Source organism: Paraflavisolibacter caeni, assembly GCF_025628885.1.
In the GTDB taxonomy this organism is placed as follows: domain Bacteria; phylum Bacteroidota; class Bacteroidia; order Chitinophagales; family Chitinophagaceae; genus Flavisolibacter; species Flavisolibacter caeni.
In genome coordinates, this window is the sequence record NZ_JAOTIF010000001.1 from 669,226 (window position 1) to 683,019 (window position 13,794).

Here is a 13,794-nt window from a genome sequence, read left to right on the forward strand (position 1 = left end):
ATGAAACTACCTGCATTTCCATGGGTCAGTAGGATTGTTTGTTCTTCTTTGTTTCTCTTGAGAGATGTCGTAACAAAAGGATAGTGACTTTGCTGTGATACTGGTGATGGCTGTTTTTATTTTGATCCCCCTGCTGGTTTCAGGAGCTTTAACTGTTTTGCTGGTGCCTGGCTGGATATTGGAAAAAACAACCTCTTTGGTTTCCCATAAATCACCGCTTTCCTTGATATAATCTATTTTAATATCAACTTCATCTAATATACTCTCTGTATTATTCGTTACAGTGATTTCAAGATCACTGATGCCACCGAAAAAGCCAACTTTAAAATCACTGGATTGGTATGTGATGTATTTGCTCCAGTTGTTTCGGTATTCCCTGTTAATGATCTCCTGGGCATGCTCCAACGCGATCTTTTGCCTTTCCTTTTCATCCAATTCCTGTATACCAGGTTTTTTAGGAGAAGCAGTCGAAGCAGTGCTTACAGTTGGTCCGTCTGTTTCCATATTCCTCTTATTGACAAAAAAGATAATGGCTAAAAAAACAATAGAGGCTAAAACCAATGCTGCGATCCATATCAATCTATAAGGTTGGGAGGTATGCTGTTGATTTGACATTGGATGATGATAAGGAGGAGGAGGGCTGTTGAATAATTCCTGCAACTCTTTCACCTGTCCTGCCGGTGTCCAGTCTTTCAGGGTATCGGACCATATAGGCGTTTGCGGCGAGATGTTTTGTTGCTTCAGCTCGTCGATGTCGTACGGCCCCTTTTGTGCCTTTCCGTCATGCATGTAAAATCTCTTCATATGATTGGGACTTGGGCAATTTACAAACAATAGCAAAATAAAAGCCCCGCGATCGCGGGGCTTTTATTTTATTACCTGATTTATGCTTTTTATGGGAAGATACCCAGTTCTACATATGCATTAGCCACTTTATTAATGGCTACAACAAAGGCTGCAGTACGCATATCCGGAATATCAGGATTGCGTTTCCACTCGTTCATGATTTCGTGAGTAGCGTCTATCATAGTTTCTTCAAGACCGCTATACACCAATTCAGCTTCACTGGCACCATGCATAATAAACTGCCGTTCATGTTCCACTACACGCTTGCCAGTCAGTTCTTCCATTTGGCCAAGAATGTGTGCATTCATGTTTTCGTTGAAGCGTTTCTCCATGCGTCCGTAACGAACGTGGCTGAGATTTTTGAGCCATTCAAAATAAGATACGGTAACACCTCCTGCATTCAGGTAAATATCAGGCACTACAAGTGTTCCTTTTTCAATGAAGATTTCATCGGCTTCTGGTGTAAGTGGCCCATTGGCAGCTTCACCAATAATCTTTGCTTTTACTCTTGGAGCATTATCTCCATTGATTACATTTTCCAACGCTGCAGGTACAAGGATGTCACACTCATATTCCAATGCATCTGTGTTTTTGTCGAAGTTATGGGCTTGGGGAAAGTTGAGTATGGATCCCGTAGTTTTGCGGTGTTCAAATACTTCTTCAATATTGAGTCCCTCATCATTGTAAATAGCCCCTTCATATTCTGACAAGGCAACGATCTTTGCCCCAGCATCATGAAAGAATTTAGCTGTATGATAGCCAACGTTGCCAAGTCCCTGGACAATCACTCTTTTTCCGGTCACTCCTGTAGTCAATCCAAGTCTTCCCATTACATCGGGCATATTGCATACTTCACGCAGCCCATAAAATACGCCCAGTCCGGTAGCTTCCCTGCGACCGCGAACTCCACCTTGCGTAACGGGTTTACCTGTTACACATCCGGCAGCATCTATTTCGCCAGGGCGAAGACTTTGGTAGGTATCCACAATCCATGCCATTTCGCGTTCACCTGTCCCATAGTCTGGTGCTGGTACATCAGTACCAGGTCCAATAAAGTTTTTCTTAATGAGCTCGGCGGTGTAGCGGCGGGTGATCTTTTCCAATTCGTAAGGCGAGTGTGCCTTCGGGTTGATTTTAATACCCCCTTTTGCGCCGCCAAAGGGAACATTCACGATGGCGCATTTGTAGGTCATGAGTGAAGCCAATGCCATTACTTCATCTTGATTGACTTCTGCGGCAAAACGGATTCCTCCTTTACAAGGTGTTTTGTGTTGTGAGTGCTGTACCCTGTAAGCTTCAATTACTTCAATACGCCCGTCATCCATGCGTACGGGAAACTTCATACGGTATACGGCATTGCATGCTTTTATTTGTTTGAGAATGCCTGTATCCCATTTTGTAAATCTTGCAGCTTTATCAAAGCTCTGATTAACGCTTTGTGTAAAGTTGAACTCTCTTGTGTGTATCATGTGCAATCGTTTTCATTTCCTAAAGCTATGAAAGAGTTTATTGTTAATGGTCTATAGTTTATAGTTATCGTTATTATTCAATAATTCTTTCAAACTTAGAATAATTGAATAATCAGGATGAGCTTTCATTATGCAAAATCAAAAAACTAAATACTATTAACATTTATTAATAAACTTCTCAGAGCTCTTTTTCCAAACGGGAAATCTTTTTATCGAGGCGGATCAGATAAATAATGATGCCTGCAAAAATGGTCAGTATCACAGCTACAACAACATATATTTTTCCATTACTGCGGAAAGTATCAGCCATCTCCACATTTTTACTTTGAGCAAAAGCAAAGAAGTTGATGAGCAGTAGGAAAAGGGTAGAGATCAGTTTATGCTTCATGAATAGGTGCGTTTTTTTCTTGTAAATAAATGTCTGACAGGTGTTCTTTTTCCTTTAAAATATTCATTCTCACTTTAAGGCTTACGATCCAGGAACCTAATAGTGTCCAGCCAATAACAGCAGGATAGAATACCAATCTCATGCGGGCATCGATATCATTATAATTTAAAGCAGGATTGCCTTCCCCTCCTGGATGTAAACTTGGCAACAAGCGGGGTAATATCCAGATAGAAGGAAATAAAAAGGCAAAAGCAAAGATGTTGTAAACAGCACTGATCCGCGCTTTTTTATCTATATCTGAAATAGAATCCCTCAGTACCAGGTATGCAAAGTAAATCAACAATGCAATGGCAGCCCCGATAAGCTTTGGTTCCTTGGCAATAGCACTGAAAGAAGCAACTGCCGGATTATTAGGATCCGCCCAGGTAAATGACATCCAGATAACACCCGTGGCATAGCCTAACAGGCCAAAAACGATACCTACTACCGCATATTGCCGTGACTTGATATCATACTTCAGGTCATGTTTATTGAGGTATTTAACTGCATTTATGACAGAAATGGTGAATAGAATCATCATTGCAAACCACATACACACATGGAAGTACAGGTTGCGAATGGTTTCATTTAAGATCATAATCCTGGGAACAGGAAATAATAAACCTCCTATAAAAGTATAAGTCAGTAAAACGATGCAGAGTATTTTCCACCACCATTTTTTCATAGCCACTGATTAGTCTTTAATTTAATGAATAAAATGTTTTTTGAACGCTTTAGTGCTGCGAAGCACAAAGTTGAGCAAATTTAAGGAGACAAGGTTGGAGTTTCATCTCTTTAATCTTTCCATAAAAAAGGGAATAGTATAATCGCAAGGATAATGACGAAAAGATCAATGATTGCGAGTAAAACTACCGTAGTTAATATTTCGGGGTTGGATTTGCTGAAAAAAGTATTGGAAACCTTCATCAGCATCAGTAATTGAGGAATGATGAGCGGAAAGCCGAGAATGGCCATAATGGCCGCGCTTTGTTGCGCTTTGGCAGCTATAGCTGCCAGGAAACTGAACACAAGGCTTAAGCCCCAGCCACCCAATAGCACCAATCCAAAAAATTCTGCCATTTTCTGAACAGGGTTGCCCAGGAAAAGCATAAACAAGCCAAGACTGATTGCACTCATGACGACCATTAATAATGAGTTAAAAAGCAGCTTTGCCAGTACAAAGTTTTGGGGACTTAATAATGCCTGGAAATACAACATGCGCCCGCGGCTTTCCTGTAAGAAACTCTTGGCTACGGCATTGATACATATAAATAATTGTATGATCCAGAAGAGTCCATTCCATACCTGGCTTTCTGTTTGTTCCATTGCCATATAAATAACAAAGATCGTTGCACCGACATACAGAAGAATACCATAGAAAGTGTACTGCTGACGGATCTCCAGCAGGAGGTCTTTTTTAAAAAGAGCCCAGATTTGTGAAAGGGAAATCATCAATTATTAAATGTTAGTAGTATGCTTTTAATCTATTTTCCCGTCCAGTAAATAACACCTGCGGCATCGGGGTTCATATACATCTTTTTCGCCCAGCATGATCTTTTCCTGGTTTGGTGTCTTTCTATATGAATAATTGGCAATATGTCCACATTGGACACAAATCGCATGCAACTTGGTAACATAATCAGCCTTTGCCAGCAAACTTGGCACAGGGCCGAAAGGTTTACCCTGGTAATCCATATCCAAACCAGCAACAATTACCCTGATTCCTCTAAATGCCAATTCATCGCAAATCTCAGTAATGTCATCATCAAAAAATTGTACTTCATCCAGTGCCACCACATCAGCATCGTCAGCAAGTTCTAGAATTTGGCTGGAGTGGTCAATTGGTGTAGAGATGATAGAGTTCGTATCGTGCGACACAATTTTCGCTTCATCAAATCTTACATCCATGGACGGCTTAAATATTTTTACTTTCAAATTGGCAATCATTGCCCGCTTAAGTCGCCGTATAAGCTCTTCTGTTTTTCCTGAAAACATTGAGCCGCAGATCACTTCAATCCATCCGCGGCGTTCTCCTTTTATGTTCGGTTCGATAAACATTTGCTAAATTCTAAGCAGTCATTGTAGCATTATACAGGATACGGTTGTAATTTTAATTTCATTTTACAATGAAAAACAATTACTTAACCATTCCGTTAGCGGCCAAAAGTACCATAAACAAATGGAACGTGTCAAGGTTTTAATAGATAAACTTATTCAGCAGCAACAGAGAAATGAAGGGGTAGAAGCCATGTTGGTTACAACTCAGTTGTTGCAAAATGAATTATTACTGATTCAAAAAAGAAATACATCACCTGTAACTAAAAAAGTTACAGTGGTAATGCCATCAAATCCAAACCCGGTTTTGAATAGAGAGCCAAAATCCATGAAGGCTCCAGAGAAAACTGAAGAAGTATCCATACCTGAAGAAAAGGAAATGCCTTCACCTGTACAGCATGTGGAGGAAACCTTTCAAAATACAGCAAAACCTGTTGCTCAAGGACATCCAATACCACCACCAATTTACAGAGTGCCACCTGTGCCTCATATGAATCCCGTTGCTGAAGTGCCTAAAGCGGTTGAGCAACCAGGACAAGAACTTCCAAATTTTAATGAAGAGAAAGCTCAGGAGTCTGTACCTAACATTCCTCCGGTTGTTACTGCAGCAGAGCGCCCTGAACATGAACCTTATTTACCTCCTAAGCAAAAGATTCAGGAAACGGCGCCAGAGCCCGAAAAGATAGTGCATCCACTGGTGATGGATAATCATTTCGATGCCATTGAGGAAGCTCCTACATTAACGCAATACCAGCCGCCCAAAAAGGATTTGAAGCTCCAAAAGGAAATCAATGATCTTGTTGGGGAATCAAAAGAAACGCTGAATGATAGGCTAAAGGAGAATAAAAAGGAACTGGCTCATGTGCTCAAGGAAACTCCCATTAAAGATCTTAGAAAAGCCATTGGTGTAAATGACCGGTTTGTTTTTGTGAATGAATTATTCCGTGGCGATGAGACGATGTATGAACGTAGCATTAAGACCATTAATGGTTTTCACATCCTTCCTGAAGCCGAATATTGGATCAACAGGGAACTGAAAGTGAAGCTGGGCTGGGATGATTACAAGGATTCAGTACAACATTTTTATCACCTGGTAAGAAGACGTTTCTCCTGAATTGTTTGAAAAATACGTGCAGTAGCTCCTTTATTATTACTTACATAGTTTGCAGCAGCTTCACTGGCAACTGCAAGTGCATGTTGATCATTTAATAAAATTGAAATTTTTTGCTGGAGGTCGGCGGCATTTGTTATACTGAATGCCCCGCCTGCAGAAATCAGTTCTTTTGCCTCCCGAAACTTCTGATAGTTTGGACCAAAAATTACGGGCTTTCCATATACAGCTGCTTCTAAAATGTTGTGAAGCCCGGTTTTAAAAGCCCCGCCTACATAAGCAATGCTGCCATACTTGTATAATCTTGACAGCATACCAATGTTATCAATGATCAGTGTTTGGTAATCCTGAAGGTTGGATTCATTATCTTTCAATTGGGAAAAACGGGCTGGTGATGGAAGCCTATTCTGAATATTCTGGATATGGCCTTCATTAATTTCATGGGGCGCAATAATAAATTTTAGCGCTGGGAATTGAGCGGCAAGCGTTTCCAATAATTCTTCATCTTCAGGCCATGTACTGCCTGCAACCATTACATTTTCATTGGCGGTAAATCTTGCCACCAATGGGATTTCTGAAAAGTTTTCTTCTATGGCCGCAACCCTGTCAAATCGGGTATCTCCACTGATACTGCAATGGATAATTTGCTGTTGATTCAAAATGTTTAAGGATGAGACGTCCTGCACAAAGATCCAGGTGAAAAAATGCAGCATTTTTTTATAAAACCCTCCGTACCATTTAAAGAAAGCCTGGTTCTTACGAAATGACGAAGAGACAAGTAGGAGTGGAATATTGCGACTGCTTATGCTTTTTAGATAATGATACCAGAATTCATATTTTACAAATATGACAAGCTGCGGCCGGACAATGTTCAGAAAACGTCCTGCATTTCTTCTGGTGTCGACTGGTAAGTAAAATTTATAGTCCGCTAGTGCATACTTGCGCGCAGCATTATATCCAGAGGGAGAAAAGAATGTTACTAAAACTTTATAGGCAGGGTAAGAATTTTTTAATTGTTCAATTATCGGCTTAGCTTGCTCGAACTCTCCGGTTGAAGCACTGTGAATCCAGATAATTGGTTCCTTGGATGGTAATTGTTGTTCTAATTGTGCCCATATATCTTTTCGTCCAACGAGCCATTGCTTTGCTTTTTCGTTGCGGAAAGAGGCAATTTTAACAATGAACTGATAAAAAAAAATAAAGATGTTATAAATCCAAATCAAGTGCTAGGGAGTTTCAATTGCAGCAAAAGTAAAGTCAAATAATCTTCCAATCCATATTTTACTATTTTTGCGGCGTTCGGAAAAAAGGAATTAATTAATAAGAGTCAGGAATTTAGGACTGAACGTCATTTCTCACTCATTTAAATATAAATAGGTGAAATCCTGTTTGCATATTCCTGTTTCCCAATTCCAAATTACTTTTTACAATGCGTTCTATTCAAATGGTAGATTTAAAACAGCAGTATCAAAACATCAAGGATGAAATTGATGCTGCAGTTTTAAAAGTTCTCGAAAGCAGTGCTTTTATTAATGGACCTGAAGTTCAGGAGTTTGCTGCTTCTTTAGCTCAATATAATGATGTAAAACATGTTATTCCATGTGCCAATGGTACTGATGCACTTCAAATTTCTATGATGGCATTGGGACTAAAGCCTGGAGATGAAGTGATTACTCCTTCCTTTACATTCATTGCCACAGCGGAAGTCATTGCCTTATTAAACTTGAAACCGGTTTTTGTTGATGTTGATGCTAAAACTTTTTGCCTTGACCCGCAAGAAATAGAAAAAGCAATCACTCCAAAGACAAAGGCTATTGTTCCTGTGCACCTTTACGGACAGGCCGCGCCTATGGAAGAAATTATGGACATTGCCAGGCGTCATAATCTTTATGTCATAGAAGACAATGCCCAGGCAATAGGTGGTGCATATATATACGCTGATGGAAGCAAAAAGAAAACCGGCTCTATTGGTACAATTGGAACAACTTCCTTTTTCCCATCAAAAAATCTCGGTGGATATGGCGATGGGGGGGCTATTATGACCAATGATGATGCACTGGCTAACCAGTTAAAAATGGTCGCCAACCATGGGCAAAGCAAACGCTATTATCATGATTTAGTAGGCTGCAACAGTCGCCTGGATACAATTCAGGCTGCCATCCTAAATATAAAATTGAGGCATCTCGATAGTTACATTGATGCAAGAAGAAAGGTCGCAGACTACTATGATGCAGCTTTTGCAGGGAATTCAAAAATCACTACACCATTCAGGGCTGCGTATAGCCATCATGTTTTTCATCAATATACATTAATCCTTGAAGGGGTTGACAGAGACCAATTACAGCAGTATCTTGCGAGTAAGAATATCCCCTCTATGATTTATTATCCTGTTCCTGCTCACAGGCAACAGATGTTTCAGCAGTTTATATCATCAAATGTGAACCTGCCGGTAACTGATTGGCTGACAGAACGAGTAATTTCGTTGCCGATTCATACCGAAATGCAGGAGGAACAGCTTAATTTCATAGTAGAAAGTGTTTTAAGTTTTGTAAACCTTTAAACCATAGATTCCAAATATGAAGATTTCAGTAGTAGGTACAGGCTATGTGGGCCTGGTAACTGGTACATGTTTAGCTGAAACGGGTAATCAAGTGACCTGTGTGGATATAGATGAAAGAAAAGTTAATATGTTGCAGGGCGGCCGCATCACCATCTATGAACCCGGCCTGGAAAAACTCTTTGAAAGAAACCTCAAAGAGGAACGCCTGCAGTTTACCACATCGCTGGCAGATGGCATCAGGGATGCCGAAATAGTCTTCCTTGCACTACCTACACCGCCAGGTGAAGATGGTTCTGCCGATTTAAAGTATATATTAGGTGTGGCAGAAGATATAGGAAAACTTCTTCAAGATTATAAAGTAATTATTGATAAAAGCACCGTTCCTGTTGGTACTGCGGAAAAAGTGCACGCCGCGATTGCCCGCAACTATAAGGGCGAATTTGATGTGGTGTCCAACCCGGAATTTCTGCGTGAAGGCGTGGCCGTTGATGACTTCATGAAGCCAGACCGCATCGTAATCGGTACTACTTCTGAAAGAGCCCAAAAATTACTGACAGACTTGTATGCGCCTTATGTTCGGCAAGGTAATCCCATCCTCTTTATGGATGAACGTTCCGCCGAACTAACCAAGTATGCAGCCAATTCCTTCCTGGCTACCAAGATATCTTTTATGAATGAGGTGGCTCAACTCTGCGAACGCCTTGGTGCAGATGTTGATATGGTTAGAAAAGGTATCGGTAGCGATGAAAGAATTGGTAAGCGCTTCCTTTTCCCTGGAATTGGTTATGGCGGATCCTGCTTTCCCAAGGATGTAAAAGCATTGGTGCATTCTGCCAATGAAGTGGATTATGACTTCCAGATCCTTTCTGCAGTGATGGAAGTAAATGAACGCCAAAAGCAGCACCTGGTGCAAAAGATTAAAGATTATTACAGCGGCTCAATTGCTGGTAAGCATTTTGCCCTATGGGGACTTGCTTTCAAGCCAAATACAGATGATATCCGTGAAGCTCCGGCTCTGGAGATTATCGATGCATTGGTGGAAAATGGTGCTGTCATAACTGCTTATGATCCTGAAGCCATGAAAAATGTAAAAACTTTGATTGGTGACAAGATACGGTTTGCTGAATCTCAATATGAGTGTTTGGAAGGTGCAGATGCGCTCATCATAGCTACAGAGTGGAACGAGTTCCGTACCCCGGATTTTGACAAGATCACTTCTGCACTCAAAGAAATGGTGGTGTTCGACGGCCGCAACCTTTTTGATGTAGCAGCTATGCAGGAGAAAGGGTTTTATTATGAAAGTATCGGGCGTCCCACGGTCAGTAAATACGTAAGTCAATAACAACCATTCTATAATATATACATTATTAGGGCTATTCATGGCCCTAATAGTGTATTAACTGAAGACCATGCAAAAACGAGTATTGATAACAGGGGGAGCCGGTTTTCTGGGTTCCCATCTGTGTGAACGTTTCCTTTCGGAAGGTTACCAGGTGATCGCTATGGATAACCTCATCACTGGTGATTTGAAAAACATTGAACACCTCTTTAAGCTCAAAGATTTTGAGTTTTACCACCATGATGTCACCAAGTACATTCATATTTCTGGCAAGTTGGACTACATCCTGCACTTTGCCTCTCCTGCCTCCCCCATCGATTACCTGAAAATACCCATTCAGACTCTTAAAGTAGGGGCTATGGGCACCCACAATTGCCTGGGGCTAGCTAAAGCCAAGGGAGCTCGCATCCTGGTGGCCTCTACCTCAGAGGTGTATGGCGATCCGCTGGTGCATCCGCAAACTGAGGAGTACTGGGGCAATGTCAACCCGGTAGGGCCTAGGGGCGTTTATGATGAAGCCAAGCGCTACATGGAGTCGATCACCATGGCGTACCATACTTTTCATAGGGTGGACACCCGCATTGTACGCATCTTCAATACCTATGGTCCACGCATGCGCCTCAACGACGGTCGTGCGCTGCCCGCCTTTATCGGTCAGGCCCTCAGGGGCGAGGACCTCACAGTATTTGGCGATGGTTCGCAGACCCGCTCATTTTGCTATGTGGATGACTTGATTGAAGGCATTTACCGCCTGCTGTTGAGTGACTATGATTTGCCTATGAATATTGGCAATCCCAGCGAGATCTCTTTGTTGGATTTTGCCAGGGAAGTGCTGCAATTGACGGGCAATGACGTCAAGATTGTCTTTAAGCCCTTGCCGGCGGATGATCCCAAACAGCGGCAGCCAGATATCACAAAGGCCATGAACATTTTGGGGTGGCAGCCGATGGTAGGCAGAAAGGAAGGTCTGGAGCGCACCTATGCCTACTTCAAGTCCCTGCCGCCAGAGGAATGGGCCAAAGAACCCAAAGAGTTCGTAAGCGTGAAATGAGCCATTTACTTCTAAATCATTATAGTAAATAATTATATAATACCTTAATGTACCAAGACCTCGTAGCGAAAAAAGAAAAGTTGGCAGTGATCGGACTGGGTTATGTGGGCCTGCCCATCGCCCTGGAATTTGCCAAAAAAACCTCCGTCATCGGCTTTGATATCAATGCCAAACGCGTGGAGATGATGAAGCAGGGCATCGACCCCAGCAATGAACTGGAAAAAGAAGCCTTTGAACACTGCGACATCACCTTTACCTCCTGCCTGGAACAGTTAAAAGAAGCCAGGTTTTTTATTGTGGCCGTACCCACCCCCGTGGACGATCATAATGTGCCCGACCTTACCCCGGTCAAAAAAGCCTCCGAGACCATCGGCAAGGTGATCAAAAAAGGGGATTACGTGGTGTTTGAGTCCACCGTTTATCCGGGTTGCACCGAGGAGGACTGCCTGCCCATTATTGAAAAGCTCTCCGGGTTGAAAAACATGGTCGACTTTAAACTGGGCTATTCCCCTGAGCGGATCAACCCGGGCGATAAGCACCACACCCTGGCCAACATCGTCAAAGTGGTTTCCGGCTGTGATGCCGAATCCCTGGATACTATTGCCAAAGTGTATGAACTGGTGGTGAAGGCTGGTGTGCACAGGGCCTCCTCCATCAAGGTGGCAGAGGCGGCCAAGATCATTGAAAATACCCAGCGAGACCTCAACATCGCTTTGATGAACGAGCTATCGATCATCTTTGACAAAATGGGCATTAATACCTATGAAGTGCTGGAAGCCGCCGGTACCAAGTGGAACTTTTTGAAATTCTTCCCTGGGCTGGTAGGTGGTCACTGTATTGGAGTGGATCCCTATTACCTCACTTATAAAGCCAGTGAGCTGGGCTATAACTCCAGGGTAATTCTGGCAGGTCGTTATATCAATGACAATATGCCACATTACCTGGCCCGCAAAGTGGTGCGGCACATCATCAGTGAGGTCAGTGATGTCAAAGCTGCCAAGGTGCTGGTGATGGGAGCTACCTTCAAGGAGAATGTCAGCGACATCCGCAACTCCAAGGTGGCTGATGTGGTACGCGAGCTCAAAGACTTTTTCCTGAATGTGGATGTGGTGGATCCCCATGCCGACTCTGAGGAACTGCATCATGAGTATGGCTTTAAGCTGGCTGATGGAGTGGATGGCGGCTATGATGCGGTGATTGTATCGGTTTGTCATGAGCCTTATGCTGCGCTGGATGACCAGTATTTTGAATCCATTACTAAACCCAAGGCCTTGATCGCTGACCTGAAAGGTATTTACCGGGGCAAAATCAAAAGTAGATCCTACTGGAGCTTTTAATTATAAAATACAATAGATAATAAGCAATGATCAATAATTAGTAATTAATAATTATTGATCATTGCCTTTTAATTTTCGACATGCCATTTACAAAGTGTGAGATTCCGGGGTTGATCATTGTTGAACCCACCGTTTTTGCAGATAGCCGCGGCTATTTTTTTGAAGCTTATAATCAGGCCGTTTTTAATCAAAACGGTATTACTTGCAATTTCGTACAGGACAATCAGTCCAAATCTTCTTATGGCGTTATAAGAGGACTTCACTACCAGTTGAACCCCCATGCCCAATCCAAACTGGTAAGGGTTCTGGAAGGCGTTATTTATGATGTTGCAGTGGACATACGCAAAGGATCACCAACCTTCGGAAAGCATTTTGGTATCGAGTTATCAGCGGATAACAAGAAGCAGTTATTGATTCCTGCTGGCTTTGCTCATGGCTTTTCAGTTTTAAGTGAAACTGCCGTAGTAATGTATAAATGCGATGCGCTTTATAATAAACAAAGTGAAGGCGGTATCCGTTTCGACGATGTTACATTGGGTATAGACTGGAAAGTTGAACCAGCTAGAGCTATTGTTTCTGAAAAAGATTTACAGCTTCCTGTTTTCAAGGATTCTGTCTCCAATTTCCAATTTTAATTATGAAAAAGATCATTGTTATAGGCTCACATGGCCAATTGGGGAGTGAGCTCAAGGAGTTGGCTTCCCGCTTCAAAGGTTACCAATTCTTCTTTTATGATAAGGAACATCTGGATATTGTTCAAAAGGATGAAGTAGACAGAACTATTGAAGAAATCAAACCAGATTACTTGGTGAATTGCGCTGCATATACTGCAGTTGACAAGGCGGAAACAGATGCTACACTTGCATTTGCCATCAATAGTGAGGCTGTACGAAATCTTGCCGAAGCATGTACCGGGCACAATGTTAAGTTGGTACATGTGTCTACTGATTATGTATTTGACGGAAAGGCAACCCAACCTTATAAGGAATCTGATCCGGTGAATCCTGCCAATGTATATGGCCAATCAAAATTGAAAGGGGAAGAAGAAGCAGTTCAAGCGAACACTGATGTGATCATAATCCGTACGGCCTGGGTATACTCCACCTATGGTGCCAACTTTGTAAAAACTATGCTCCGGTTAATGCAAAGCAGGCCTGAAATAGGTGTGGTTGCTGATCAATACGGAACACCTACCAATGCTGCTGATCTGGCAGAGGTAATTATGCAGATTATTGATGGTGGCAAATGGGTACCCGGTATCTATCATTTTACAAATGAGGGTTTGATCAGTTGGTTCGATTTTGCTAATGAGATCAAAAGGCTTTCCAATGCATCCTGCACGGTTAATCCAATTACAACAGAGCAATATCCTACGCCTGCACAGCGCCCCCAGTATTCCGTTCTTGATAAAACTAAAATACAGCAAACGTTCGGTATCAAACTGAAAAACTGGAGAGAGAGCCTGGAGAAATGTATTGGGAAAATGAAAATAACCTCTTAACGCTTACTACATTCTTATACAATAAAAAAAGCGCTCAATCTTGAAAGTTGGAGCGCTTTTTTATGTAATAAAATCTTTATTAATTTTTAATAAATGTT

The 13,794-nt window shown here is 42.0% G+C and carries 14 protein-coding genes; 7 read left to right on the forward strand and 7 right to left on the reverse strand.

Translation table 11 applies throughout. From position 1 onward, the window contains the following. Positions 1 to 6: 6 nt before the first annotated feature. The 6 genes from OCK74_RS02750 to OCK74_RS02775 form a co-directional block, all read right to left on the reverse strand. On the reverse strand, positions 7 to 804 hold the full coding sequence (locus tag OCK74_RS02750; protein WP_279295456.1) for a DUF4339 domain-containing protein: 798 nt from the start codon (positions 802 to 804) through the stop codon (positions 7 to 9). An 89-nt stretch (positions 805 to 893) separates the two neighbouring features. Continuing rightward, positions 894 to 2,315, reverse strand: a complete 1,422-nt coding sequence (locus OCK74_RS02755) for a Glu/Leu/Phe/Val family dehydrogenase (RefSeq protein ID WP_279295457.1) — start codon at positions 2,313 to 2,315, stop codon at positions 894 to 896. A gap of 178 nt (positions 2,316 to 2,493) precedes the next feature. Next, positions 2,494 to 2,703: a CcmD family protein gene (locus OCK74_RS02760; protein WP_279295458.1), complete on the reverse strand. Its 210-nt coding sequence runs from the start codon at positions 2,701 to 2,703 to the stop codon at positions 2,494 to 2,496. Continuing rightward, complete coding sequence (ccsA, locus tag OCK74_RS02765) at positions 2,693 to 3,427, reverse strand: cytochrome c biogenesis protein CcsA (RefSeq protein WP_279295459.1); 735 nt, start codon at positions 3,425 to 3,427, stop codon at positions 2,693 to 2,695. Before ccsA ends, OCK74_RS02760 begins: the two co-directional genes overlap by 11 nt. 110 nt (positions 3,428 to 3,537) lie before the next feature. Next, complete coding sequence (locus tag OCK74_RS02770; protein WP_279295460.1) at positions 3,538 to 4,194, reverse strand: heme exporter protein CcmB; 657 nt, start codon at positions 4,192 to 4,194, stop codon at positions 3,538 to 3,540. A 27-nt stretch (positions 4,195 to 4,221) separates the two neighbouring features. After that, on the reverse strand, positions 4,222 to 4,800 hold the full coding sequence (locus tag OCK74_RS02775) for a thymidine kinase (RefSeq protein WP_279295461.1): 579 nt from the start codon (positions 4,798 to 4,800) through the stop codon (positions 4,222 to 4,224). 121 nt (positions 4,801 to 4,921) lie between these two features. Here OCK74_RS02775 and OCK74_RS02780 point away from each other — a divergent pair, with 121 nt between their 5' ends. Continuing rightward, on the forward strand, positions 4,922 to 5,911 hold the full coding sequence (locus OCK74_RS02780) for a hypothetical protein (protein WP_279295462.1): 990 nt from the start codon (positions 4,922 to 4,924) through the stop codon (positions 5,909 to 5,911). Here the strand turns inward: OCK74_RS02780 and OCK74_RS02785 are convergent. After that, a complete protein-coding gene (locus OCK74_RS02785; RefSeq protein WP_279295463.1) occupies positions 5,884 to 7,131 on the reverse strand; it encodes a 3-deoxy-D-manno-octulosonic acid transferase in 1,248 nt (415 codons plus the stop codon). The genes OCK74_RS02780 and OCK74_RS02785 overlap by 28 nt on opposite strands. Before the next feature lie 206 nt (positions 7,132 to 7,337). Here OCK74_RS02785 and OCK74_RS02790 point away from each other — a divergent pair, with 206 nt between their 5' ends. The 6 genes from OCK74_RS02790 (at position 7,338) to rfbD (ending at position 13,696) form a co-directional block, all read left to right on the forward strand. Beyond that, a complete protein-coding gene (locus OCK74_RS02790; RefSeq protein ID WP_279295464.1) occupies positions 7,338 to 8,468 on the forward strand; it encodes a DegT/DnrJ/EryC1/StrS family aminotransferase in 1,131 nt (376 codons plus the stop codon). Positions 8,469 to 8,484: 16 nt separating this feature from the next. Further along, entirely contained in the window at positions 8,485 to 9,810 is a 1,326-nt protein-coding gene (locus OCK74_RS02795) for a UDP-glucose dehydrogenase family protein (RefSeq protein WP_279295465.1), read from the forward strand. A 67-nt stretch (positions 9,811 to 9,877) separates the two neighbouring features. Then, positions 9,878 to 10,858, forward strand: coding sequence for a UDP-glucuronic acid decarboxylase family protein (locus OCK74_RS02800; protein ID WP_279295466.1), 981 nt, complete (start codon positions 9,878 to 9,880; stop codon positions 10,856 to 10,858). 47 nt (positions 10,859 to 10,905) lie between these two features. Next, complete coding sequence (locus tag OCK74_RS02805; protein WP_279295467.1) at positions 10,906 to 12,195, forward strand: nucleotide sugar dehydrogenase; 1,290 nt, start codon at positions 10,906 to 10,908, stop codon at positions 12,193 to 12,195. 80 nt (positions 12,196 to 12,275) lie between these two features. Further along, positions 12,276 to 12,830: a dTDP-4-dehydrorhamnose 3,5-epimerase gene (rfbC, locus tag OCK74_RS02810; RefSeq protein ID WP_279295468.1), complete on the forward strand. Its 555-nt coding sequence runs from the start codon at positions 12,276 to 12,278 to the stop codon at positions 12,828 to 12,830. A 2-nt stretch (positions 12,831 to 12,832) separates the two neighbouring features. Continuing rightward, positions 12,833 to 13,696 carry a dTDP-4-dehydrorhamnose reductase gene (gene rfbD / locus OCK74_RS02815; RefSeq protein ID WP_279295469.1) on the forward strand — a complete coding sequence of 288 codons (864 nt, stop codon included), beginning with the start codon at positions 12,833 to 12,835 and terminating at the stop codon, positions 13,694 to 13,696. The last annotated feature ends 98 nt before the right edge of the window (positions 13,697 to 13,794 follow it).

What these genes read in the sequence shown, in the direction of transcription:
- OCK74_RS02755 (WP_279295457.1), bottom strand. Translation starts at nt 2,315, where the DNA reads ATGATACACACAAGAGAGTTCAACTTTACACAAAGCGTTAATCAGAGC.
- rfbD (WP_279295469.1), top strand. Translation starts at nt 12,833, where the DNA reads ATGAAAAAGATCATTGTTATAGGCTCACATGGCCAATTGGGGAGTGAG.
- rfbC (WP_279295468.1), top strand. Translation starts at nt 12,276, where the DNA reads ATGCCATTTACAAAGTGTGAGATTCCGGGGTTGATCATTGTTGAACCC.
- OCK74_RS02790 (WP_279295464.1), top strand. Translation starts at nt 7,338, where the DNA reads ATGCGTTCTATTCAAATGGTAGATTTAAAACAGCAGTATCAAAACATC.
- OCK74_RS02775 (WP_279295461.1), bottom strand. Translation starts at nt 4,800, where the DNA reads ATGTTTATCGAACCGAACATAAAAGGAGAACGCCGCGGATGGATTGAA.
- OCK74_RS02800 (WP_279295466.1), top strand. Translation starts at nt 9,878, where the DNA reads ATGCAAAAACGAGTATTGATAACAGGGGGAGCCGGTTTTCTGGGTTCC.
- OCK74_RS02795 (WP_279295465.1), top strand. Translation starts at nt 8,485, where the DNA reads ATGAAGATTTCAGTAGTAGGTACAGGCTATGTGGGCCTGGTAACTGGT.
- OCK74_RS02750 (WP_279295456.1), bottom strand. Translation starts at nt 804, where the DNA reads ATGAAGAGATTTTACATGCATGACGGAAAGGCACAAAAGGGGCCGTAC.
- OCK74_RS02770 (WP_279295460.1), bottom strand. Translation starts at nt 4,194, where the DNA reads ATGATTTCCCTTTCACAAATCTGGGCTCTTTTTAAAAAAGACCTCCTG.
- OCK74_RS02760 (WP_279295458.1), bottom strand. Translation starts at nt 2,703, where the DNA reads ATGAAGCATAAACTGATCTCTACCCTTTTCCTACTGCTCATCAACTTC.
- ccsA (WP_279295459.1), bottom strand. Translation starts at nt 3,427, where the DNA reads ATGAAAAAATGGTGGTGGAAAATACTCTGCATCGTTTTACTGACTTAT.
- OCK74_RS02805 (WP_279295467.1), top strand. Translation starts at nt 10,906, where the DNA reads ATGTACCAAGACCTCGTAGCGAAAAAAGAAAAGTTGGCAGTGATCGGA.
- OCK74_RS02780 (WP_279295462.1), top strand. Translation starts at nt 4,922, where the DNA reads ATGGAACGTGTCAAGGTTTTAATAGATAAACTTATTCAGCAGCAACAG.